21 protein-coding genes are annotated in these 24346 nt (G+C 33.2%); 6 read left to right on the top strand and 15 right to left on the bottom strand.

Going from position 1 to position 24346, the window contains the following annotated elements:
* Positions 1-151: 151 nt before the first annotated feature.
* Positions 152-280 (top strand): hypothetical protein, encoded by a 129-nt coding sequence (locus Q7C23_RS12510; RefSeq protein WP_375032835.1) that lies wholly within the window; start codon positions 152-154, stop codon positions 278-280.
* 72 nt (positions 281-352) lie between these two features.
* On the opposite strand, the gene Q7C23_RS12505 is transcribed toward Q7C23_RS12510, so the two are convergent.
* Together Q7C23_RS12505 and aroC are read right to left on the bottom strand one after the other, a co-directional pair.
* Positions 353-1645: a dicarboxylate/amino acid:cation symporter gene (locus Q7C23_RS12505; protein WP_375032834.1), complete on the bottom strand. Its 1293-nt coding sequence runs from the start codon at positions 1643-1645 to the stop codon at positions 353-355.
* A 52-nt stretch (positions 1646-1697) separates the two neighbouring features.
* Entirely contained in the window at positions 1698-2756 is a 1059-nt protein-coding gene (gene aroC / locus Q7C23_RS12500; protein ID WP_375032833.1) for a chorismate synthase, read from the bottom strand.
* Between the two features lie 188 nt (positions 2757-2944).
* Between aroC and Q7C23_RS12495 the strand changes: the two genes are divergently transcribed.
* From Q7C23_RS12495 to Q7C23_RS12485, 3 genes are all read left to right on the top strand, one after another.
* Positions 2945-3772, top strand: coding sequence for a UDP-2,3-diacylglucosamine diphosphatase (locus tag Q7C23_RS12495; protein ID WP_375032832.1), 828 nt, complete (start codon positions 2945-2947; stop codon positions 3770-3772).
* A gap of 161 nt (positions 3773-3933) precedes the next feature.
* Positions 3934-4434: a hypothetical protein gene (locus Q7C23_RS12490; protein WP_375032831.1), complete on the top strand. Its 501-nt coding sequence runs from the start codon at positions 3934-3936 to the stop codon at positions 4432-4434.
* A gap of 277 nt (positions 4435-4711) precedes the next feature.
* Positions 4712-5209 carry a hypothetical protein gene (locus tag Q7C23_RS12485; RefSeq protein WP_072972045.1) on the top strand — a complete coding sequence of 166 codons (498 nt, stop codon included), beginning with the start codon at positions 4712-4714 and terminating at the stop codon, positions 5207-5209.
* 102 nt (positions 5210-5311) lie between these two features.
* Here Q7C23_RS12485 and Q7C23_RS12480 read toward each other — a convergent pair whose 3' ends face one another.
* From Q7C23_RS12480 to Q7C23_RS12445, 8 genes are all read right to left on the bottom strand, one after another.
* Positions 5312-5734, bottom strand: a complete 423-nt coding sequence (locus Q7C23_RS12480; RefSeq protein WP_375032830.1) for a protease complex subunit PrcB family protein — start codon at positions 5732-5734, stop codon at positions 5312-5314.
* A gap of 25 nt (positions 5735-5759) precedes the next feature.
* Positions 5760-6896 carry an N-acetyl-alpha-D-glucosaminyl L-malate synthase BshA gene (bshA, locus tag Q7C23_RS12475; RefSeq protein WP_375032829.1) on the bottom strand — a complete coding sequence of 379 codons (1137 nt, stop codon included), beginning with the start codon at positions 6894-6896 and terminating at the stop codon, positions 5760-5762.
* Between the two features lie 364 nt (positions 6897-7260).
* On the bottom strand, positions 7261-7707 hold the full coding sequence (locus Q7C23_RS12470) for a hypothetical protein (protein WP_375032828.1): 447 nt from the start codon (positions 7705-7707) through the stop codon (positions 7261-7263).
* A gap of 103 nt (positions 7708-7810) precedes the next feature.
* Entirely contained in the window at positions 7811-8293 is a 483-nt protein-coding gene (locus Q7C23_RS12465) for an ABC transporter ATPase (protein ID WP_375032827.1), read from the bottom strand.
* A gap of 90 nt (positions 8294-8383) precedes the next feature.
* Positions 8384-9175 (bottom strand): (Fe-S)-binding protein, encoded by a 792-nt coding sequence (locus tag Q7C23_RS12460; protein ID WP_056194314.1) that lies wholly within the window; start codon positions 9173-9175, stop codon positions 8384-8386.
* 129 nt (positions 9176-9304) lie between these two features.
* A complete protein-coding gene (locus Q7C23_RS12455) occupies positions 9305-10642 on the bottom strand; it encodes a 4Fe-4S dicluster domain-containing protein (RefSeq protein WP_375032826.1) in 1338 nt (445 codons plus the stop codon).
* Between the two features lie 6 nt (positions 10643-10648).
* Entirely contained in the window at positions 10649-11614 is a 966-nt protein-coding gene (locus Q7C23_RS12450; protein WP_375032825.1) for an MlaD family protein, read from the bottom strand.
* Between the two features lie 50 nt (positions 11615-11664).
* Positions 11665-12783 (bottom strand): N-acetylmuramoyl-L-alanine amidase, encoded by a 1119-nt coding sequence (locus Q7C23_RS12445; RefSeq protein WP_375032824.1) that lies wholly within the window; start codon positions 12781-12783, stop codon positions 11665-11667.
* An 82-nt stretch (positions 12784-12865) separates the two neighbouring features.
* On the opposite strand from Q7C23_RS12445, the gene Q7C23_RS12440 reads away from it, so the two are divergent.
* Together Q7C23_RS12440 and Q7C23_RS12435 are read left to right on the top strand one after the other, a co-directional pair.
* On the top strand, positions 12866-15565 hold the full coding sequence (locus Q7C23_RS12440) for a putative LPS assembly protein LptD (protein WP_375032823.1): 2700 nt from the start codon (positions 12866-12868) through the stop codon (positions 15563-15565).
* Positions 15566-15589: 24 nt separating this feature from the next.
* Entirely contained in the window at positions 15590-15970 is a 381-nt protein-coding gene (locus tag Q7C23_RS12435) for a RidA family protein (RefSeq protein WP_375032822.1), read from the top strand.
* Here the strand turns inward: Q7C23_RS12435 and Q7C23_RS12430 are convergent.
* The 5 genes from Q7C23_RS12430 to Q7C23_RS12410 all read right to left on the bottom strand — a co-directional run bounded on the left by Q7C23_RS12430 (position 15951) and on the right by Q7C23_RS12410 (position 24202).
* Entirely contained in the window at positions 15951-16325 is a 375-nt protein-coding gene (locus Q7C23_RS12430; protein WP_072973259.1) for a methylglyoxal synthase, read from the bottom strand. The two genes, Q7C23_RS12435 and Q7C23_RS12430, sit on opposite strands and share 20 nt — an antisense overlap.
* Positions 16326-16335: 10 nt before the next feature.
* Positions 16336-17187: an N-acetylglucosamine kinase gene (locus tag Q7C23_RS12425; RefSeq protein WP_375032821.1), complete on the bottom strand. Its 852-nt coding sequence runs from the start codon at positions 17185-17187 to the stop codon at positions 16336-16338.
* 131 nt (positions 17188-17318) lie between these two features.
* On the bottom strand, positions 17319-18323 hold the full coding sequence (gene gap, locus Q7C23_RS12420) for a type I glyceraldehyde-3-phosphate dehydrogenase (RefSeq protein ID WP_026984486.1): 1005 nt from the start codon (positions 18321-18323) through the stop codon (positions 17319-17321).
* A gap of 96 nt (positions 18324-18419) precedes the next feature.
* Positions 18420-19406, bottom strand: coding sequence for a 6-phosphofructokinase (pfkA, locus tag Q7C23_RS12415; protein ID WP_072972069.1), 987 nt, complete (start codon positions 19404-19406; stop codon positions 18420-18422).
* Between the two features lie 308 nt (positions 19407-19714).
* Positions 19715-24202 (bottom strand): translocation/assembly module TamB domain-containing protein, encoded by a 4488-nt coding sequence (locus tag Q7C23_RS12410; protein WP_375032820.1) that lies wholly within the window; start codon positions 24200-24202, stop codon positions 19715-19717.
* Between the last annotated feature and the right edge of the window lie 144 nt (positions 24203-24346).

Raw genomic sequence — 24346 nt, 5'->3', positions numbered from 1 at the left:
ACTCAAGCAACAACCTATATAACAAGAATTATATTGAAAAAATAATATCTTTTTTAACAGGATAATTGAAATAAAATTATACTCTTAACACCTATTTACAGATACAAACCCCAAGTGCCTTATCAAGATTGGTGCATTTAAAATTTAAACTATGTTAGAAAAAATTTTAAAATCTGAAGGATCTGAAAAATTAACAAAAGCACAATTGAAAACTGTTCATGGAGGTGATACGTCTGCTGAACCAGAAACGGAAGAAGGAAGAAAAGGAAAAGTAGCATAATTTTATGCAATAAAATTAAAGCCGTAATAACGAAAGTTATTACGGCTTTTTTTATGTAATTAAAGAAAAAAATTAATTCTCTTCTACTATATTTAATTTCTCTTCCTTATTACTTTCCCATTGCCCAACAACAGAAGTTGCAAGAGCATTTCCTAATACGTTTGTCGCACTTCTAAACATATCACAAAAGTGATCAATAGGTAAAATCAATGCAATCCCTTCAACCGGAATATCAAACATACCACACGTTGCCGCAACTACTACTAAACTAGCTCTTGGCACACCTGCAATTCCCTTACTAGTTAACATTAAAACCAAAAGCATTACCATTTGTGTTCCTAAATCTAAATGAACACCATAAAATTGGGCAATAAAAATACTGGCGAAAGTCATATACATCATACTCCCGTCCAAATTGAACGAATATCCAAGCGGTAACATAAAAGATACTACTTTGTCTTTTACACCAAATTCCTCTAATTCCTCCGTTAATTTTGGAAAAACAGCTTCACTACTTGTTGTTCCAAAAGCGATTGCCAATGGGCCTACAATACGTTTTAATAACTCGGTCATTCTTCCTTTCAAGAAGATGTATCCAATTGCAATTAAAAGAACCCACAAGGTGCTAATTCCGATCAAAAACGATCCAAAGAATTTAAAATAAGTAAGTACTAGCTCTTCTGCATCTCTAATAGCAAATACTCCTGCAATGGCACCAAAAACTCCAATTGGAGCAAAGTTCATTACATAATTCACCATTCTCAACACAATATGAGAAGCTTTATCTAAAGCATTTATTACCGGTTTTACAGTACTTCCTAAGGAAGCTGCAGCCAATCCAAAAAAGATAGAAAATATTACGATTTGTAAAATCTCATTGGTTGCCATTGCTTCGAAAAGACTTTTAGGCACGATGTGCTCCACAAAATTCTCAACAGAAAGTATTTTAGTTTTACCAGTCACTTCTGACGCAGCCGCCATATCAACATGGTCTAATTTTAAACCTACACCTGGCTGTAAAACATTTACATAAAACAACCCAATTAATAAAGATATAAAAGATGCTGTAAAAAACCATGCTAGCGCTTTTCCTCCGATTCTTCCAACCGTTTTAATATCTCCTAATTTTGCAATTCCCACTACTAAAGTGGTGAATACTAAAGGGGAAATTATCATTTGTACTAAACGAATAAAAATGGTTGCCAACATTTTTATTTTATTACTAAACGATTGTGCAGCTTCAGGCGAAATATAATTGTGCAATATAATTCCTAAAGTTGCTCCAAGAACCATAGCAATTATAATCTGCCCTGTTAATCCTGAAAGAAATGATTTTTTTTTGGTTTCTGTAACTTGCTGTTGCATTAATTTGTTGTTTTAAATTAAAATATTAAGACCCTCACTGTCTTAACTTTTATTAATACGTTTTGTTGATCAGGTAAAAATCAGCCAAAACAATCGCCACCATTGCTTCAACAATTGGCACTGCGCGAGGTACTACACAAGGATCATGACGGCCTTTACCGGTCATTGGTGTAATATTTCCTTTATTATCTAATGAATCCTGTGTCTGCATGATAGTCGCAACAGGTTTGAAAGCTACTCTGAAATATATATCCATTCCGTTGCTTATTCCACCCTGAATTCCACCTGAAAGATTTGTTTTTGTAGTTCCGTCTGGATTATATAAGTCATTATGTTCGCTTCCTTTCATCTCAGATCCTGAAAATCCACTTCCGTATTCAAAACCTTTTACCGCATTAATAGAAAGCATTGCTTTTCCTAGTTCAGCATGTAATTTATCAAAAACAGGCTCTCCCAAACCAACTGGAACGTTTTGAATGACACATGAAACAACTCCTCCAACAGTATCTCCTTGTTTACGGATATCGCGAATATATTCTTCCATAATCGCTGCTGATTTTTCATCAGGACAACGAACCGGATTGCTTTCAATTTTTGAAAAATCTAATTCCTGATAAGGAGTATCCAAATGAATTGGACCAACAGAAGAAACGTAAGCATTAATTTTAATTTCAGGTAACATTTGTTTTGCAATAGCGCCCGCTACTACTCTACTTGCAGTTTCACGTGCAGAACTTCTTCCGCCACCGCGATAGTCACGAAAACCGTACTTTTGATCATACACATAATCAGCGTGGCTTGGCCTGTAATTATCTTTTATATGAGAGTAATCGTCTGATTTTTGATTGGTATTTGGGATAATAAAACCAATTGGAGTTCCGGTTGTTTTACCTTCAAAAATTCCAGATAAAAACTGAACTGCATCTGGTTCTTTTCTTTGGGTTACAATTGCTGATTGTCCCGGTTTTCTTCGAGACATTTCAACCTCAATTGCTTCTAAGTCAAGTTCAATTCCTGATGGACATCCATCTATAATTCCGCCTAAAGCTTCACCATGAGATTCTCCAAATGTTGTAACTTTATATAGGGTGCCGTAGCTATTTCCTGCCATTGTAATTTGTTTTGAGCAAATGTAAGTTTTATGAATTAAATTAAAAAATTTAAAGTTGGTATTATTAAGTAAAGACTAAGTTGGATAAAAATCATAATTTATTAAAATTGAAGCCAAATTGGTAACCATTTGATAAAATGAAACTGACTCAAGTTTCTTTTATTTGCTAAACTTCAAATCAGGAAAAATTGAAAAAAAGAAATGTCGAGTTAGTTGTCCTTTCAGATGTTCACTTAGGAACTTACGGAAGCCACGCCAAAGAATTAAACAACTATTTATCAAGCATTAAACCCAAAACTTTAGTCCTAAACGGAGACATTATTGATGCCTGGCAATTTAGAAAATCTTATTTTCCAAAAGCACATTTACGAGTTATTCAACGTATTATAGGAATGGCATCTAAAGGCACAAAAGTGTATTACATCACTGGAAATCACGATGAAATTCTCCGCAAATTCAGCGACATGAACATGGGGAATTTTGCACTCCTTGATAAATTAGTTTTAGATTTAGACGGTAAAAAAGCCTGGATTTTTCATGGAGATGTTTTTGATGCCTCAGTACAACACTCCAAATGGATTGCAAAATTAGGTGGCCTGGGCTATGATTATCTAATCCTAAGCAATCGTTTTGCAAACTGGTGTCTGGCTAAATTAGGCCGCGAACCTTATTCGTTTTCTAAAAAAATAAAAGCAAGCGTAAAAAAAGCAGTAAAATTTATTTCTGATTTTGAAACTACTGCAACTGATTTAGCAATCGAAAAAAATTACGATTATGTAATTTGCGGACACATTCATGAACCAAAAATCACTACCATAGAAAACAAACACGGATCTACTTTATATCTGAATTCGGGTGATTGGGTTGAAAACTTAACCGCATTGGAATACCACAAAAAACGCTGGAAATTATTCACCTATGCCGAATCAAATTTGACTGAAGAAGAAGAAAATTTATTCGAAATGGAAGATATTTTAACTTCACAATTAATTACTTCAATGATTGTTAAAAGGTAAAACATTATATGTAAATAAAAACTCCCTTCCCAAATTTATTTGCTAATCAGTTACATAATAGCCACCAAATAAATATTAATTTACAACAATTTTTCTATTTTTGTAAATTGTATATCATTGTATAACACTAAATTCAAAAAAAATTAACAACCATTTTTTTTATGAAAAAAATTATTTTATCTGCCATTATGCTTTTGGGATTAGTATTTACGGCTCAGGCACAAGAAATTTCAAAAAACGCTTTAGGTTTACGTTTAGGAGACAACAATGGATTTGGTGCTGAAATATCATATCAATTAGGATTGAATCAAAAAAACAGACTTGAATTCGACTTAGGCTGGAAAAACAGTAGTGATGTCGACGCCATTAAGGGAGTAGCTCTTTACCAATGGGTTTGGAATATTGATGGAGGCTTTAACTGGTATGCTGGCGTAGGTGGTGGTCTATCAGCATGGGATTATAATTATGATGGATCTGGATCTCATTACGGTGATGATAGTGGAGTATATGTTTTTGCTGCCGGAGATATTGGTATAGAATATAGATTCAGTGAAGCACCCATTACGCTTTCATTAGATGCAAGACCTGAAATTGGTTCAGGATATTATGACGATGATAATTTTGGATTTGACGTAGGTCTGGGAGTCAAATTCAGATTCTAAAATAAAAGTGAAAAACAACTGTAAAAGAAATCCTGTCGCTTAATTACGACAGGATTTTTTTTGAATCAAGGACAAATTAAACTTCAATTTCTTAATTGGCTGATTGGTAAAAGCTAAATCATTACACGCAAGCAACTTACCATTTACAATGAGTGATTCCACTAATCACCCATATTAATCACCATAAAAATGTGAATTATATAACAATTTTAAAAAGTATTATACGTTTTATCCTTTCATATAAAAGTACATTTGAAAAAAATTAATAACCATTTTTATGAAAAAAATCATTTTATCTGCCATTATGCTATTCGGATTAGCGTTTACGGCTCAGGCACAAGACATTGCTAAAAACGCTCTTGGATTACGCTTAGGAGACAATAACGGATTTGGAGGAGAAATATCGTACCAAAGAGGATTAAACGACAAAAACAGACTTGAGTTCGATTTAGGATGGAGAAACAGTAGCGATGTTGACGCTATTAAAGCAGTTGGTCTTTACCAATGGGTTTGGAATATCGACGGAGGTTTTAACTGGTACGCTGGTGTTGGTGCTGGTATCGCTGCCTGGGATCATGATTATTATAACGGAAATGTTAAATATAATGACAGCGGAACTTATGTTTTTGCAGCAGGTGATATCGGTATCGAATATGGCTTTAAAGAAGTGCCAATCCTATTATCTTTAGACGCAAGACCTGAAATTGGTTCAGGATATTACGACGATGATAATTTTGGATTTGATGTTGGTTTAGGTATCAAATTCAAATTCTAAAATAAAATTAAAAAATAATTGTAAAAGAAGAAAACCTGTCGCTTAATTACGTCAGGTTTTTTTATTTGTAACATTAAGAATCTTAAGACTTCAGAAGAAGTACTATTTAATTATAATCTCTTTTTTAGAGCGCACTTTTACAACCGTATAAGGATAAGTAATTACCTGCATAGTCATAGCATCTGGAGCCGGATTGTTCTCTTTCACAGTGATAATAATATTTTTATCCGTTTCCTCGACTTTTTCAACTCCAATAGAATAGCCACCAGTATTTTTCTCACCCATATTCAAAATAACATAGTTCGAGTTACTAATATCATCCTGTTTCATTTTATCAGCCAAAAGAGGATCGTTTACTAACATTTTGATTTCGTTTGGTTCTGTCAAAATCTCATAAAATTTGATATTTCCACCCCCGTCAGATTGTGTTGTCAAAACTTCATATAATGCTTTTGAATCTGATGCCTTTTTTGATCCGCAAGAAATTAAAACAAAAACTGCTAAAACCGAAATTACTTTTTTCATTTACGTTACTTTAAAATTAATGTTTCTACTCTTTATAATCGTCAATTGCTTTCTGATACAAAGCCTCATATATTGGAAGTATGTTTTTGATATCAAATTTCTTTGCCACTTCAAGAGCATTCATTTTAAACTGATTTAAAACTTCATCATTTTCCAAAATCTTAATCGCATTTGCAGCCATTTCTTCAACATCTCCCACATTGCTCAAATATCCGGAAATACCGTCAAAATTAACCTCTGGCAAACCTCCCGAATTACTTGAAATTACCGGAACACCGCAGGCCATAGCTTCTAAAGCGGCCAAACCAAAACTTTCTGTTTCTGATGGAAGTAAAAACAAATCAGTCAGACATAAAATTTTATCGATTTCATTACTGTTTCCAAAGAAAATTACTTTATCATAAATCCCTAATTCCATGCATAAAACTTCCGCTTTTTCTTTTTCAGGACCATCACCAACCATCATCAATTTAGCCGGCATCACCTTCTGAATATTATAGAAAATCTTAATAATATCCGGAATACGTTTTACTTTTCTAAAGTTACTAATGTGGGTAATAATACGCTCATTTTCCTTCGCCATAACATAACGGTGACAAGGAGCAGTTGGATCCGTTTTTACTTTATCCAGCTCAATAAAATTCGGGATTACCTTTATTTTATTCTTGATTTTGAATAATTTCAACGTATCATCTTTCAAACTCTGAGAAACCGAAGTCACATAATCTGATTTATTGATACTAAAAGTTACAGCTGGTTTATAAAACGGGTGATTCCCTACCAATGTAATATCTGTTCCGTGAAGCGTTGTAATCATCGGAAGATTAATTCCTTCATTTTTCAGCATTTGCTTTGCCATATAACCTGCATACGCGTGTGGAATTGCATAATGCACATGAAGCACTTCTATTTTATATAATTTCACCATATCGACCAATTTACTTGACAAAGCCAATTCATAAGGCTGATAATGGAAAAGAGGATATTCAGGAACGTTTACTTCGTGATAATGAACATTAGGATTTAAAAGTGCCAGTCTAACCGGCTGACTGTAGGTAATAAAGTGGATTTCGTGTCCGCGTCTGGCTAATTCAAGGCCTAATTCTGTGGCTACAACCCCACTACCACCAAATGTCGGATAACAAACTATTGCTATTTTCATGTATTAAATTTAGTACTACGAAAGTACTCAAAAATCACGTTTATTCCCGTATTTAAAATGTTAGATTTTTGTGAATCTTAGAAGTATCAGATTACTAATGCTTTAAATTATATAATATTTATGTGCTGTGATTCTGAATTATGAACAGAAATTTTCTGCTTTAATTTTTATCAGGAGCAGAAATTTCATTTTCAAAAGAACGACCTGTCCCGCTGTCCGTTATATCTTTTATGCCGAACCCCGGCAAAAAAGGATATCACTCCCATCGGGGCTTCTAGATTAGAGGTCTTAGTTTTTATAAGAACTATTTACTGCAAATCTTGTTAAAGTTGAGCTTTTATAAAACCCCAAAAAACCACATTAATTACTTAAAAATTAATTCATTAAAATCCGGAATCTTTTTTTTATTACCATTATACCAACTAGAATAAACAAATTCCTCAATTTCCTGAATGATCTCATTACTTATGACAACATTTGTCTGTTCGATAAAAGCTAAAATACCTGTATAACCAACGATAGTAGGATTGGTATCCATAAAAGGTTTTCCAGATACCTCGTTTATAGTAATTGTCCAAAAGTCCTGACTGAAAGAAGCTGCAAATTTCAAACCGGCCTTCAAAGCAATTTTCCAATCTTCAAATCCATTTATTCCCACATCAATAGAATTATTACAAATTTTCCCTTCAGGATAATTCTCTATAATTTTATCACCAGTTCCGTTCTTTTGAATATTTAAATTTACAACCGCAAGATGCAATCTTCCATTTTTAATTTTCATCCAACGAAACTCCCGACCTGAATAAATCATTATTTAACACTTTTAAAATTATTTTTCAACTTCCTCAACCTTTGAAACAAAAAAAAAGCATAAAACCGAAATTTCATGCCTTTTCATATTTTATAATTTCCTCTTAGAAAAATCTGCTATGCCAGCTATCGGCAGCCGGGACTTCCCAGGACTCATTGAATTCTTCGATATTGTTGACCAAATTATTAAAAACAATCGTATTCTCAGAAACCGATTTATCTTTAACCATTTTCTTGAAATCGATTAATGTTTTATGTGCAATATGCTCCCCATTTTTAAAAGTTACGTTCATTTTATCTAACAAATCAACGTTATACTTTTTCTCCAAACTCTGGATAAATTCCACCGAACTATCTATAGAACATCCAGTAGCCGCTTGCACTTCCTGATTTACAGCCAAAATAATAAATCGGTTGTATTTCAATAAATATGAAGCTTCTAAACTAGTTCCGTGTGCTGCCCATTCTTCCACAAAAACTTTTAGGTCTGTTTCAATTTCAGAAAATTCTTCCTCAGAAAATTTTCTGTTTGATTGATAAATCCAAACTCTGGATTCACCAGGTAAATTTTCAAAAGGTATATACATTTTAATTTTTCTTTTAGTTTTTTTGTTTCAGGCTTCAAGTTTCAAGTTAAAACCTTTGTCCCTTTGAACCTTTGCTTCTTTGACCTTAAATTAAAGATCTTGCGCGTTTGCAATCAACTCTGCAATATCCATTACTTTCACCTGCCCTTCTTTCTCCTGATGTTTTATACCATCAGTTAACATAGTATTACAGAATGGACAACCTGCAGCAATAATATCCGGTTGTACTTCTAAAGCATCTTCGGTACGCAAAACATTCACTTCTTTGTTTCCTGGTTCAGCATCTTTAAACATTTGTGCACCACCTGCTCCACAACATAATCCGTTTGCTTTTGAGCGTTTCATTTCGACTAACTCAACATCCAATTTTTGAATTAAATCTCTTGGAGCTTCATATACTTTATTCGCTCTTCCTAAATAACAAGGATCGTGAAAAGTAATTTTTTTTCCTTTAAACTGACCACCTTCAACAGTCAGTCTTCCTTCATCAATTAACGACTTTAAAAACTCAGTATGATGAATTACATCATATTGACCTCCCAATTCAGGATATTCATTTTTTAAAGTATTAAAACAATGCGGACAAGCCGTAACAATTTTTTTAGCTTCATATGCATTTAAAACCTCGATATTCATCATGGCCTGCATCTGAAACAAAAATTCATTTCCGGCACGTTTTGCAGGATCTCCGGTACAACTCTCTTCTGTTCCTAAAACTGCAAATGAAACATTGGTACGATTTAAAATACGTACAAATGCTTTAGTAATTTTTTTCGCTCTATCATCAAAACTTCCTGCGCAACCTACCCAAAACAAAACTTCTGGTTGTTTTCCTTCGGCTAACATTTCAGCCATTGTTGGCACTACTAAACTTTCTGACATCTTCTTTTGTTGTTAAATCGGTTAATCGCTAAATTGGTTAATCGCACTCTTTACTATAACCTCACTAAAAACCTCAAATATTTTATTCAATCGATTAAACGGTTAAACAAATAACCAATTAAATCTTTTCTAATTCTCGTTTTTCCAGTTCAATCTATCTTGCTGACTGTATTGCCATGGTGCTCCATTGTTTTCAATATTTGTCATCATAGCATTCAACGACATCGGAGCAGCACTTTGTTCCATTACCAAATAACGGCGCATATCCATAATAATAGATAATGGACTGATATTTACTGGACATTCTTCAACACAAGCGTTACAAGAGGTACAGGCCCATAATTCTTCTGGTGTAATATAATCGTTTAATAACGTTTTATTATCCGGAACAAAAACACCTTTATTAGCATCAATGTTTTTACCAACTTCCTGCAAACGATCTCTTGTATCCATCATAATTTTACGAGGAGACAATTTCTTGCCTGTTTGATTTGCCGGACAAGATGATGTACAACGTCCACATTCTGTACAGGTGTAAGCATTTAATAACTGAACCCAGTTTAAATCCTGAACATCGCTTGCACCAAATTTACTCGGAGCAGCATTTTCATCAACCGGCGCCGCCGCAAACGGGTCAGCATTTGGGTCCATCATTAACTTCACTTCCTTTGTAACCGATTCTAAATTATCAAATTGCCCTTCTGGTTTCAAATTGGCAAAATAAGTATTTGGGAAAGCCAAAAGAATATGCAAATGTTTTGAGAAGTATAAATAGTTCATAAAAACCAAAATACCTGCAATATGCAACCACCAAAAAGCCTCAAACAATATAGCAACCAATTCATTTGACATTCCATTAAATACTGGAGCAATAAATTGGCTTATTGGAAAACTTCCTGCTTTATGAAAGTGTGAAAATCCTCCTGGTACATTTTGCAAATGCAAATCGGCAGCATCCATGAATAAAAACAAAAGCATTAAAACTGTTTCGAAATACAAAATGTAATTCGCATCACTTTTTGGAAATCCATTTAAATCCGGATTAATGAAACGTTTCAATCGGATCACATTTCTTCTAATCCAGAAAACGGTAACAGCAAAGATTACCAGTATTGCTAATATTTCAAATGAAGCAATTAAAACATCATAAACTACACCTAAAAAAGGAGCAAAAACTCTATGAGTTCCAAATAATCCATCAATAATAATTTCAAGTAATTCTATATTTATGATAACAAACCCAACATATACTACAATATGCAATGCTCCCGCAACTGGACGTTTCACCATTTTAGATTGTCCGAGAGCAATCATAGCCATGTTTTTCCAACGTGCTTTTGGATTGTCTTTTCGATCTACATCTACTCCTAAGTTTATATTTCTAATGATTTTCTTTATACTTGAAGCAAAAAAACCAAAACCAGCTATCAGAAGTATAGCGAATAAAATATTATCTAAATAACTCATTCTTTATTATTTTTTTTCAGTTGTAGTGGCTTCTTCCGTAGGTGCAACGTATGGTTTGTTTTTCTTTCCAAAAAGAGAAACATTCACATAACGCGTTGGATATAAACGAACATCCTGTAATAATAATTCAAGCTCTTTAGAAGTTTTAGCCAAATTATTATACAAAGCATCATCATTTAATAATTTACCAGCAGAACCTTTTCCAGCATTTAGATTAGCCATAATACCATCAACTTTTGCTAAAGTTTGGTTTAAACTTCTAACTGTTTTACCTAAGTCAGCTTTATTTAAGGAATCTGAGATTTTATTGAAGTTACTTGACATTTTATTAAAGTTAGTAACTGCTCCGTTAATTTGTGCTTTATTAGTATCTAAGATAGAATTAATACTTCCTGAAGCTTTGTGAAACTGCTCCATTGTCTGACTCAATTCTGCTAGTGATTTTTTAAGATCTTCCTGTCCTTTTTTATCCAGAACATTGTTTAATCCAGAAACTAGAGTATTAATATTCTCAAGCATCACATTCAGTTTCTGCTGAATTGGCTCGATTTTACCTCCTAAAGATTCTGTTAGACCTAATTCTACAGCTGGAGTTAACGTTTGCCCATCAACTGCAAGTTCCTTGTCTGCAAGATTTGGTATAATCTTTATCTGTTTTCCTCCAATTAAACTTGGAGAATATAAAGATGCAGTGCTTGATTTAGAAACTGGAAAATCTGTTTTCAATTGCAGTTCTACTAATAGTTTACCAGTATTTTCGTTGATAGTGATTTTATTTACTTTACCAATCGCCAGACCGTTTAAAGTAACGGGTGCAGACTGAGCCAAATCTTCCACATTATCATATTCTACATAAAATGTTTTGTAATTTGTAAAAAGATCTCTGCCTTTTAAAAAGCTGTATCCCCAAATAAATAATAAAATTGACGCGATGACTAAAATAGCCGTTTTAATTTCTCTTGTTAGTTTCAAAATTCTAAGTGTTTGTACAAAATTAATATAAATATTCGAACTTGTGCTTATTATTTAGTAGCGTCCTGAATACTGATTTTTTCGCCGTCCTTGTAAGCAATTAAAAAAGAAGCTCCATATCCTTTACTTTTAGCTTCTTGCAAATATTTTTGTGCCGCCTGGTAATCTGAAGTTTCCTGATAGAAATATTTATAAATATTATTTTCATACAACATTGTGACGTTTGTCAGCCCTTTAAAATTTTTAGGTTCTAATGGTGTTTTCTTGATACTGGCAATTAACTGTACTTTAAAAATAGTTCCTTTAGGTGTATTTTTATTTGCTGGAGGAGTAACAACCGTTTTTGGTTTGGCAGTATCTTTCACCGGTCGTGCATCTGCTAATTCTGGAACTCCAGAACCAAAATACTCTCTTTTATAACTTATAATAGCTTCAGCAATAGCTTTTGCAATATCGTTTTGCCCTTCTTCCGAATTTAAAATATTTCCTTCTGTAGGATTAGATACAAATCCTGTTTCAACTAAAACTCTTGGCATGTATGCTTTATGCAACACCATGAATGGTGCTTGTTTCACTCCGCCCTGACGAAGCTTTTTCCCTAACCTGTCAAAATTATCTTCAATTTTAGTCGCTAATGCGATACTATTATCTAAATATTCTTCCTGCATCAAGGTCATTGCCATCATAGATTCTGGCGAATTTGGATCGTAACCTTCATATTTACGTTTATAATCTTTTTCTAATGTAATAACCGAGTTCTCTTTTTTCGCTGCTTCAAGATTCGATGCTACTTTACTTAAACCCATTACATAAGTTTCAGTTCCATCTGCAGCCGTATTTTTATTCGCATTGCAATGTATAGACACAAAAATATTAGAGTTAGCACGGTTCGCAATATTGGCTCTTTCAACCAAATCGATAAAAACATCGGTTTTACGAGTATAAATAACATTAATATTTGGACTGTCTTCTAATATTTTTCCAACTTTTAACACAATAGCCAATGCAATATTTTTTTCAATTCTTCCGCTATATACGGCGCCAAAGTCATGATCACCGTGTCCGGCATCAAGTGTTACCTTAAAAACATTTGCCTGACTGTATGCGCAAAATGAAATTATAGTTAGAAAAAAACTAAATATTAGCCTAGTTTTGTTAAATATATTCATAAATCTAAAAGTTAATTTTAATAAAATGCAACTGCTATAATTTTTACAATTGATTATTTTTGCCAAAAAATTATATGTAAGTTTGACATGTCAAAAAACAAGCCATACTTTTACAAAAATAGCATTTAAACCTTTGCATACAAACTTATTTAATATCGTTTTATTATCATTTTTCCTAACACTAGGATGTGGTAAATTATATTCGCAAGAGATAAAATCAAAAAAAAACGCATTACCTGCTGTAAAACAAACAGATAAACCCGTCACTACTGTACTTGATACTATAAAACTGGATACTGTTAAGCCTAAAAAGACTTTTCTGGACGGAAAAGTAAAATATAGAGCAAAGGATTATGCGAAAATTGACCAGAAAAGCAAACGCATCACTTTATATAACGAAGCTGAATTATACTATAAAGATGTAGAATTAAAATCGGGTATAATCGTTTTGGATTATGAAAAGGACGAAGTATATGCCGGAAGAATAAAAGATTCTGCAGGTGTTCTGAGTCAATACCCTAATTTTAAGCAAGGAGCCAGTGAAGTTCAGCCAGACTCTATTCGTTTTAATTTCAAAACAAAAAAAGCTTTAATATTCAATTCCAGAACAGAACAAGGTGAATTTAAAATTAAAGCAGCAGTTACTAAAAAAGAAAACGATTCTGTTTACTTCTTACGAGGTGCCCGCTTCACAACTTCAGCAGATGTTGACAATCCCGAATATTACTTTCAAACTAACAAAGTAAAGTTTATTCCCGGAAAGAAAGTAGTTACCGGCTTAACTAATATGGTTATTGCTGATGTACCTACTCCTCTTGCCTTGCCTTTTGCGTATTTTCCAATGAGTCAGGAGAAAAGTGTTTCCGGAATCATCATCCCAAGTTATAACGACTCCAATACAAGAGGATTCTCTTTACAGAATGGTGGTTATTATTTTGCCTTAAGTGATAACTATGACCTGACTGTATTAGGAGATTACTATACCAACGGAAGTTATGCCATGCGTTTTGAATCTTCGTATGCTACAAGATACAAGTATCGTGGAAATGTAAATATCCGTTTTGAAAACCTGATCAACAGCGAAAGAGGTTATCCTGATTATTCGAAGCAAAATATTTATAATATCCAATGGTCACACTCAAAGGATACTAAATCAAATCCGAACTCAAGTTTCTCTGCTTCGGTGAATATGGGTAGTAGTAAATATTTTAAGCAATCTATTAATCAGGCAAACGTTGGATCAAATCTAAACAACACCTTAAGTTCGTCTATCTCCTATAACAAAACCTTTAATACAATCCCGGGAGCCCGTATTGCATTAACGGCAACACATCAGCAAAATACACAAACAGAAGAAATTCAAATGACGTTACCTTCCTTACAAGGTAGTATTGATCGTGTTTATCCTTTTGTGGGTAAAGATGGTGTTAAAAAAGGTTTTATTAAAAACATTAACTTACAGTACAATGTAACAGGGCAAAATAAATTTGTAACAACCGATTCTTTGTTCTTTAAACCTCAAATGTTTACAGATGCACAAATTGGACTGCAACAATCTATTCCGATTAGTACAAACTTTAAAATATTCAAGTACTTTAGTGCGGGAGCATCTACAAATTATCAGGAAACCTGGGTTACTAAAACTGTAGAAAAAAACTATGATTCGAATCAAAACCAAGTAGTTACTCAAACCATCAATGGTTTTGACGCTTACAGAACTTACAACTTTAGCTCTAACTTAGGAACCACAATTTACGGTACTTTTAACTTTGGTGATGACAAAAGAATTCAGTCGATTCGTCACGTCATGAGACCTTCTGTGACCTACGCATACACTCCTAGTTTTGAAAAATATTACGACAATTATTATGTAGATGCTTCAGGAAAGATATCCAACTCTTATTCACGCTTTGATGGAGGTGTTTACGGAGCCCCTAGTAAAGAAAACTCAAACATCGTAGGCTTTGCCTTAAGCAATACTTTTGAAGCTAAAGTAAGAGATCGCGACAGCACAAAGACCGAACCTAAAAAAATAATGTTGCTGAACAACTTAAATTTCAGCACCAGCTATAATTTTAATGCTGACGGAAAAGACATTCTTGCCTGGCAGCCTGTATTAGTAAGTGGAGGGACACAACTTTTTGACAATAAAATGAATGTCAATTTCGGCGCTACATTAGATCCATATGCGATTGACAATTCCGGAAAGAAGATGAATACGTTCAACATTGACAATGGTGGTAGTTTATTTAGAATGACAAGTGCCAACTTAACTTTAAACTATTCATTTTCCAATAAAGGAACAAAAGAAGAAAACAAACAAAGTGAGCGGAATGGTGGTCGTAAAGATGACTTGTTTGGTACCAATACGGACTTAAACGACAGTCGTAATAGCCAGTTTGCCCAAGATAAAGAGGATGACGGCGAAGATGTCATAACCGAATTCTTCAATTCGAAGATTCCATGGGATATGACAATGGCCTATTCCTTAACCTATTCCAATACGAATAGAGAAAGCAAGATCACCAATAACTCCATAATGGTTTCCGTTAATATGGACATTACTCCCAAATGGAAAGGTGGGGTTTCTACCGGTTACGACTTTGTTCAAAAAGGAGTTACCTTTACACAATTTCGTTTTGAAAGAGATTTATTAAGCTGGAGAATGGCTTTTAACTGGACACCACTTGGAGAAAACTCAAACTGGAACTTCTTCATCGGAATTAAATCCGGAGTATTAAGTGATATTAAGTGGAATAAACGAAGTACTTCAAACCGATAATTCACATCGATTAAAATAATTATTATGAAAAAAATCATCTTTACCGAAAAGGCTCCTGCTCCAATCGGACCATACAATCAGGCCGTATTATCTGGAAATACACTTTATGCTTCCGGACAGATTGCAATAAACCCAGCTTCAGGAGAACTTGTTACTGAGAATATCAATGATGAAACAAAACAAGTAATGGAAAACATTGCTGCAATCCTTGAAGCTGCAAATATGACTTTTGAAAACGTTGTTAAAGCAACTATTTTCATTATGGACATGAATAATTTCGCTGCTATCAATACAATTTACGGATCTTATTTTAACGAAAAAACCGCTCCAGCACGTGAAACGGTTCAAGTGGCATGTTTGCCAAAAAATGTCAATGTTGAAATCTCTATAATTGCAGTGCAATAGCATCTAATAATAATTGTGCCGTTGCTTCATTCGTTGCCAGCGGCACATTATGCACATCGCATACACGAATTAACATATTAATATCAGCTTCGTGTGGATGACTTGATAATGGATCTTTAAAAAAGAAAACCATTTTTGTAATACCTTCCGCCACTCTGCCTGCAATTTGCGCATCTCCACCTAAGGGTCCGGAAAGCATTCTTTGGGTTTTAAAACCCGCCGCTTCTGCTTTTCCTCCGGTAGTACCAGTACCAATAAGCTTAATTTTTTCATGGTGTAAAACAGCTTCATTTTTAATCAAAAAGTCAATTAAATCTGCTTTTTTACCATCATGAGCAATAATCGCAATCTCCATGAAACCAGAACTATTGATTAGCAACATGGTATGCAATTAATCCATCAATTGGTCTTCTTAGAACATTACCTAATTGAAGTTCATATTTATCAAATGTTTCTTGTAATTCGTCTTTTAAATAAAATGCGATAGAGCCTACAAAATGCACAGGCACTTCTTTACAATTATCATATTGCTTGATATAATTTTTAACGAAAGATTTCATTCCTTTGAAAATGATTTTTCTACAGAAATCAGAGTCTTTATGTTTGATTAAAAACTTTGCAAAAGTCGCTAAATACGCGTTTGGATTTGGCTCTTTGTATAGTTTATTTTTAATAAAATCAGGATCTAAATCATATTCTTTTTCAAATTCAACAGCCAATTCTTTAGGCATTTTATTGAAGTAATATTTTCTGATTAATTCTTTTCCAAAAACATTCCCACTACAATCATCCATAACGATATAGCCTAATGACTGAACTTTTTGATGCAATACTTTTCCATCAAAATAACTGCAGTTAGAACCTGTTCCAAGAATACTTACAATTGCTTCTTCTCCCTTTGGAGTTGTAGCATAAACGGCTGCATAAGTATCTTCATGAACTTCTACAATTGCGTTAACAAAATACTCCTGAAAGATTTGAGTCAATGCAATTTTCATTCTGTCAGTACCACATCCTGCTCCGTAGAAGAATAAATGTGAGGCATTTTTTTTATTTTGCAAAATATCAAAACGATCGTTTAATCTTTCAATAATTTCCGGACCGTCAAGAATTTCAGGATTTAATCCCAAAGTTTGTGTCGTGAATAATACTTTTCCATTATCATCAATTGCAATCCAATCGGCTTTAGTAGACCCACTATCAACTATTAATTTCATTTTTTTTTGTTTTTGGATTAGTTTTTCTTCAACAAATTAAAAAGTGTATTTTTTACATTAATTAAAGACGAAACAAAATAAGAAAATCCCGTTACTAATTAAATAACGGGATTTTGCAAAAATATATAATATTATTTTAAACCTGCGATATGCACAGATAAATCGATCAATTTACTTGAGTATCCGTACTCATTATCGTACCAAGACACTAATTTGAAGAAAGTTGAATTCAATCCAATACCTGCAGTAGCATCAATGATTGAAGTTCTTTTGTCAGAAATAAAATCCTGAGAAACAACTGCATCTTCAGTATATCCTAAGATACCTTTCATTGTAGTTTCAGAAGCATTTTTCAAAACAGCCATAATTTCTTCGTAAGAAGTCTCTTTAGCTACTTTTACAGTTAAATCTACTGTAGAAACGTCAGCAGTCGGTACACGGAAAGCCATACCAGTTAATTTTCCATTCAATTCCGGAATAACCTTTCCAACCGCTTTTGCAGCACCTGTAGATGATGGAATGATGTTTATGCTTGCAGCACGTCCACCTCTCCAGTCTTTTCTAGAAGGACCGTCAGCTGTCATTTGAGTTGAAGTTGTAGCGTGAACAGTTGTCATTAAAGCTTCTACAATTCCGAAGTTATCGTGAATAACTTTAGCTAAAGGAGCTAAACAGTTTGTAGTACAAGAAGCGTTAGAAACTACTAAATCAGTAGCTTTTGCAGTCTCGTGGTTTACTCCCATTACAAACATTGGCGCATCTGCAGATGGAGCAGAAATGATTACTTTTTTAGCACCACCTTTAATGTGCTCATTTGCAGTTTCGATAGTCGTGAAGATACCAGTACATTCAGCAACTACGTCAACGTCAACTTCATTCCATTTTAAGTCAGCTGGATTTCTTTCTGCAGTGATACGGATATTTCTTCCGTTTACATAAAGTTTTCCTTCTTTTACTTCTACAGTCCCGTTGAAACGACCGTGAACTGAATCATATTTTAATAAGTAAGCTAAGTGATCAACATCTAATAAATCGTTGATCGCAACTACCTCTACATTATCTCTATTGAAAGTTTCTCTAAAAACGATTCTTCCGATACGTCCGAATCCGTTTATTCCTAATTTTACTTTTGACATTTTACTTAATTTTTGCTTTTGTTTTTATTACACTAATTTAAAAGTCTAATTTCCTCACAATAAACTTCTTTCCTTTTTTAAACTTTTTATTTATTTTTATGTTGACATGATGTCAGACACTCTTAATAATTCTCTATCAATTTCAGATTTACCTTTAATTGCTTGCTCTAATGGCGTCAAAGTCACTTTGTCCTCACGAAGTCCAACCATATAGTTCGATTTTCCTTCTAATAAAGACTCTACCGCTTTTACTCCTAAACGGCTTGCCAGAACACGATCAAAACAAGACGGAGAACCACCACGCTGCATGTGTCCCAATACAGAAACTCTTACATCGTATTCAGGTAAATTAGCTTCAACATAATCTTTTAATTCGAAAACGTTTTTACCAATTTTATCCCCTTCGGCAATAACAACTATACTTGATGATTTTCCTGAAGCTTTACTTTTTTGAAGAGAGTCTAGCAATCTGTCTAAACCTAAATCTTCTTCAGGAATAAGGATTTCTTCAGCACCAGCTCCAATACCTGCATTAAGAGCAATGTGCCCTGCATCTCTACCCATAACCTCTACAAAAAACAGACGATTATGTGAACTTGCAGTATCTCTAATTTTATCAATACAATCTACTACGGTATTTAAAGCTGTATCATAACCCAAAGTATGAGTTGTACCAAAAATATCATTATCAATTGTACCTGGAATCCCCATTACAGGAAAACCATATTCTGAATTAAAAATTAAACCTCCGGTAAAACTTCCGTCTCCTCCAATAACAACTAATGCATCTACACCAGCCTTCACAAGATTTTCGTGAGCTTTCTTTCTACCTTCTGGGGTTCTAAACTCAAGAGAACGAGCCGATTTTAAGATCGTCCCACCTTTGTTTACAATATTATTTACGCTTCGAGGTCCCATTTCTTTGAAATCACCTTCGATCATTCCCTGATACCCTCTATAAATCCCTATGCATTCTATATTGTGATAAGCACATGTTCGAACAACTGCTCGTATTGCGGCATTCATTCCAGGTGAATCTCCTCCTGAGGTTAGAACACCAACTTTTTTTATTGTTTTTGGCATTATTTAAGTATTAAAGTGTAAAATTAGCAAACATTCACCACTTTTCGGGTTATGATTGTAATAAATTAATAAAATATGTTAAATTCAAACGTTTTCGTTAATAAGTTTTTTGATATGAAAAAATTCATTTAAAATAATAAAAGCACCTTATTTTAATTAAATCCTTAAAATTAACAATACATTAATGAAGTGTTATAAAAATATGCAACCGCTTGATTTGGTAAAAAAAATTGGAACATCTAAAATTAGCATAAAAAAACCATTCGTTGCTGCGAATGGTTTTATAATTGTACTTTTTTAACAAAAGCTTAAAAATCGTCATTATCCGGAATTAATCCCTGATTATTATTTTGAGGCTGTGGTGGCTTCTCTTCTTCTTTTTTATCGTTCTTCTTTTTATCCTTCCCGGTATCTTTTTTACTAGAGAAATTTATATAATCAGGATTCAGGTTAGAATCTTGCAAATCATCAGGAGAACCTTTTAATGTTCTTTCAAGCTTATGGCTTTTAAACAATTTATTTACCAATTCACTAAAAGTATCAAAATCGACTTCATATGAAATACCGACACCTTGCGTATAACCAATTCCTTGTCCTATATAATTAATATCATTTTCTTTATTAAATAAACGAAGGTTCATAGATCCATCTTCATTTACTCTGTAAAGTATTTCAATATCTCCTACAATCGCAGATTCATTCACTCCTCCAACCGGAACTCCAACTTTTCCGTTAATGGAGATTTTCTCATTAATCTGTGATGAAATATTGGCCACAAACTGACCATCTGCTTCCTGACCAATTCTCTTGTCTGCAGAAATAAAATTCAGATCGATATTAAACTTATCATTGTCCGATTTTATAATTCCGCCTAATAGACTGGCTGCCGTTTCTGCAAATGTTCCAGACAAATCACTTTGATTAAATCCGTCCGGACTCATAAATGAACCTGTGGACAGTAAATACAAAGCCTGAGTTTGTCGAACATCTTTATCATCCAATTTATATTGTATCTCTGATTTTAAAACACTGCTTACAGATGGAAACTGAATGTCAAAATTAGGTTCCGGACTAGCTAAATCCCCTCTTAAACCAATAACAACTTCAACTGGAACTTTTTTATTGAAAGAAGAATTTTCTAAAAGTACAGCTGGATTTGCTGCTGTTCTATACACAGCTTCCAAATTCAACTGGGCTTTCATAGGATTTCCTTCCCAAATGATAGACCCTCCTTTTTTAACCGCAAACTTTTTATCAATTAAACCTCCGTATTTAAAATTATAGGTTCCTTCATATGCCTGGAAATCTCCCCACATATTAAACTTACCAAGTGTATTAATCTTAAATAACAATGATCCATATCCTTTTCCTTTCATTCCATGACCTGAATTTCGATCCAGAATAACTTCAACTTCGGCATCTGGTGTAATATCAAAATCAAATTCTAACTCAAGACCGCCATAGTTTCTGGTTTTCTCAACAATACCATTGGCTAAATTGAACTTCTCTGTTGGCGTCACGAAATGTATCCAGCTGCTTTCACCAACACTTTGTACATTGTTGATCGGAATTTTAACCTGGGTACCTTTTTCTGATTTAGCTGCTACTTTAATAAACAGGCTTTCTGTTGGTCCTTTTATACTGGCTGTTCCGTTAATAAAGGCTGTACCAAAATAAGCTGCATCGTCACTATCTTTAGTGTCAAGTGCCAATAATCGTTTTGAAGTAATAGTTAAGTCTAATTTCCAGTCTCCAAAATTATGATGCTCAATAGCGCCATTCAGCAGCCCTTTTGTTCCGTATTTAGTATCTGTTAATTGATTATTTCTAAACAAGAACTTTTCATCTGTAAGATCAATAACAGTACGATCACTTAATTCGTAATCTGTATTCAGATATGGAATAGTCATCCCTGCTTTCTCAACATACAACCTTCCGTTTATTTCAGGTTTTTTAATATTCCCAACAACAGCTGCATTTCCAGAAACAGAACCACGGACATTAGACAAAACATCTTTACCAACTTTTCCTAAGGTTGCTAAATTAAACCCTTCCAGTTTAAGTTTTAAATCCAATATAGTTTCTTTATTTTCAATGGCAAAATTTCCGCTGGCATTGAATGATTCTGTAAAACCATTATGAATCGATGAGTTTATAGTAAATCTTCTCAGATTCTCATCTCCTGAAATATCAAAATCTAAAGTTCCTAATTCCGTATTATTTAAGTTAAGATGATCTATCTGTATAGATGCTGTGGGCTGATAAACATCTTTATTCTGCTTAAAATTGACGTTCCCGTTTAAATTTCCATTAAATACAAATTTGGAATTTAAAGGCGTTATCTTATTAATATCTACATCTTCAAAATTCAGCACTACATCCTTATAATCAGTACCACGCAAAACTCCATTTAAATCAATTTTTTGATCCTCATGACTTAGTACAATATTATCAATCGTAAAGTTTTTAAAGTTTTTATCAAAAACAATCTGATTGTCATCTCCTTCTTCTTCATTTAAGTACCACAAATAGTCCTTAAATTTCATTTCAGATTTTTTTATACCGACTACGTTATTTTTGTTTTTATCTATAGTGTGAAATAAATCAAGATTAAAATAATCTTCCCCTTTTTCTCCTCCTTTAAATTCTGAACGAACAAACAAAGTATCTTTTGACGTTACATTGATCAAATTAAAATCACGTATTTTATAATAGGGTGTTTTAATACTGTCTAACTCGATAAAGGCATTATAAAGCGGGTTCTTATTATCTATACTTATTCGGATATTATCAAAAGTATTTTTTGCAGCAGTAATTTTTTGCGACTTAAATCTAAACTTAAATTCATTTAAATCAGCATCAATTTTTCCACGTACCACAGTCGAAGAGTCTACATTTACTTCAGGATATAACATCTCAACAACCTTATCATAAACATGAAAATTGAAACGCAAAAATTGTCCTTTTTTAACTTTATAAGGCTTGTAATTGGTATAAAGGCTTCCAACGGAATTCATTACCAATTTACCTAATTGTGCAAATTGGAATTTACCCACAATTTTACCATCAACAATATCGGTTGAATTAACAGTTATAGTTCTCAACCTGTCTTCATCAAAACTTGAATTGATTGTTACTTCATCAAATTCGTAAGTTGCTTTTGGATTTTGATAAATAGCATCTTTTATGTAAATATTTCCGTGTAGATTTTCAATTGAATTTCCTGAAACCTGAACAACCGCATCGCCGGTAAAATGTGAAATAGAATCGTTTATGAATTTAAGTTTGCGTAAATCAGCATTCTCCACATTAATATGGAAATCATATTTGTTCTCACGCGTACTTAAATCAACTAAACCATCAAATGTTAGAGATAAATTAGGATCATTTACAGAAATTTGTCCTTTGTAATAAGGCAGTTTAAAATTCCCATTTACTACTATATTATTATAGGTGTATTTATTATAATCTAATTTTATAATATCACCTTTTATAATGGTGTTAAGATATTTCTGGGTAAAACCAATTCCATCAACATCTAAATTTAAGGTTGTTCTGCCAAGATCTTTTCGCTCAAGTAAAGTTCCGACATCAAAATTCTCCAAAACAATATTTCCTGAATAAGATGCCTTATCAATAAAATCCATGTTGTTTAAATGCAGATCAACATTACCACCACCTAAATCGGTAACCATTTTAAAATTAGCCTCCAGTGCAGTTGTAGAGACTTTGGCCTTTCCAATAATTGTAAATTTTCCAATCCTTTTAAGCTCTTGTGGAAGTCTTTTGCCTAACACAATTGGCAGTAAAGCCACCATATTATCATAACTGGAAACCAGTCTGTCAAATTTCCCATCCATTGAGAATTTTTGCTCTTTGGTTCCTAAGAGGTTTTTAAAATTTATGTTACCAATAATTCTTGAACCATTGGTATCCGTAAGCCTTAAGCCTTTTAAATTAAGATTATTAAGGGGCCCTTTTAATTTTGTTTTAAGCTTAAAATGCTGATTTTTGCCTAATCCATCATAAAAATAACGGATATCATTTGTTGCAATTGATGAGGAATCAATTCTAACATCAAACTTTACTTTATCAGTAAAATTTAAAAAATCTTCTACTTTATAATTTAAAATTGCCTGACCGTAAATAGAGGATCTCTTCGTTTTTATGGCAAGATTTTCAACTTTGATTTGCTTTTTGGTATAACTAAACTTCCCTGCAAAATTAGACACATAAAGACCGCGGTGATCCAAAAATGAGAAACGATGAATTGTCGTATTTACATCAGGTCCATACAGTTTAAAATCACTGATGTAAGCGTTAAGTTTTGTGAACGATAAAAATTTAGGTGTCTTTTTATTTTCATCAACTACAGAAAAAATCCCTTTTGAAATATAGGCGTTTTTAGCCGTCAGTAAAAAATGTTTGTTTGTTTTTGATGGCTTATCAGAATCAAAAAGTCGTATAAACTTATTGATATTGTTTTCGTTTTCGTTTTTGTACGTTTTCAAATTAAAAATCAAACCTGTTAAACGTAAATCACCAAAAATCAAATCACCATCCAGCAATCTTTTGATACTTAAAATGTCTGTAGAAATAATATCAGAGTAGATTAAAACTTTTTTGTGATGGTCATAAATCAAAACTTTTTTAAGTTTTACACCTCCAAAAATGTTTATTGCAACCTTATCAACATGAATATCTGTTTTAAAATCTTCATTCAGGGAATTGGTTACATATTGTGCAATTTCAGTCTGAACTACAGGCAAAGACAGCGTTATAGCAAGTGCTAACAAAAGTAAAATTAACCCAATTAGGGTTCTTGATATTATTTTCTTTACTTTTTTGATAGCTTCTTAATTTTAGTTTTCTTTTAAATTCACTTTGAACAGACAAAGAGCGACTGTTTTTGATAAAAATTCTTTAATTTTGGCTTCTCC

Source organism: Flavobacterium sp. LAR06 (genome assembly GCF_041946075.1).
In the GTDB taxonomy this organism is placed as follows: domain Bacteria; phylum Bacteroidota; class Bacteroidia; order Flavobacteriales; family Flavobacteriaceae; genus Flavobacterium.
Note: the sequence above shows the minus strand (reverse complement) of the source record. Positions and strands in the feature narration are given on the sequence as shown.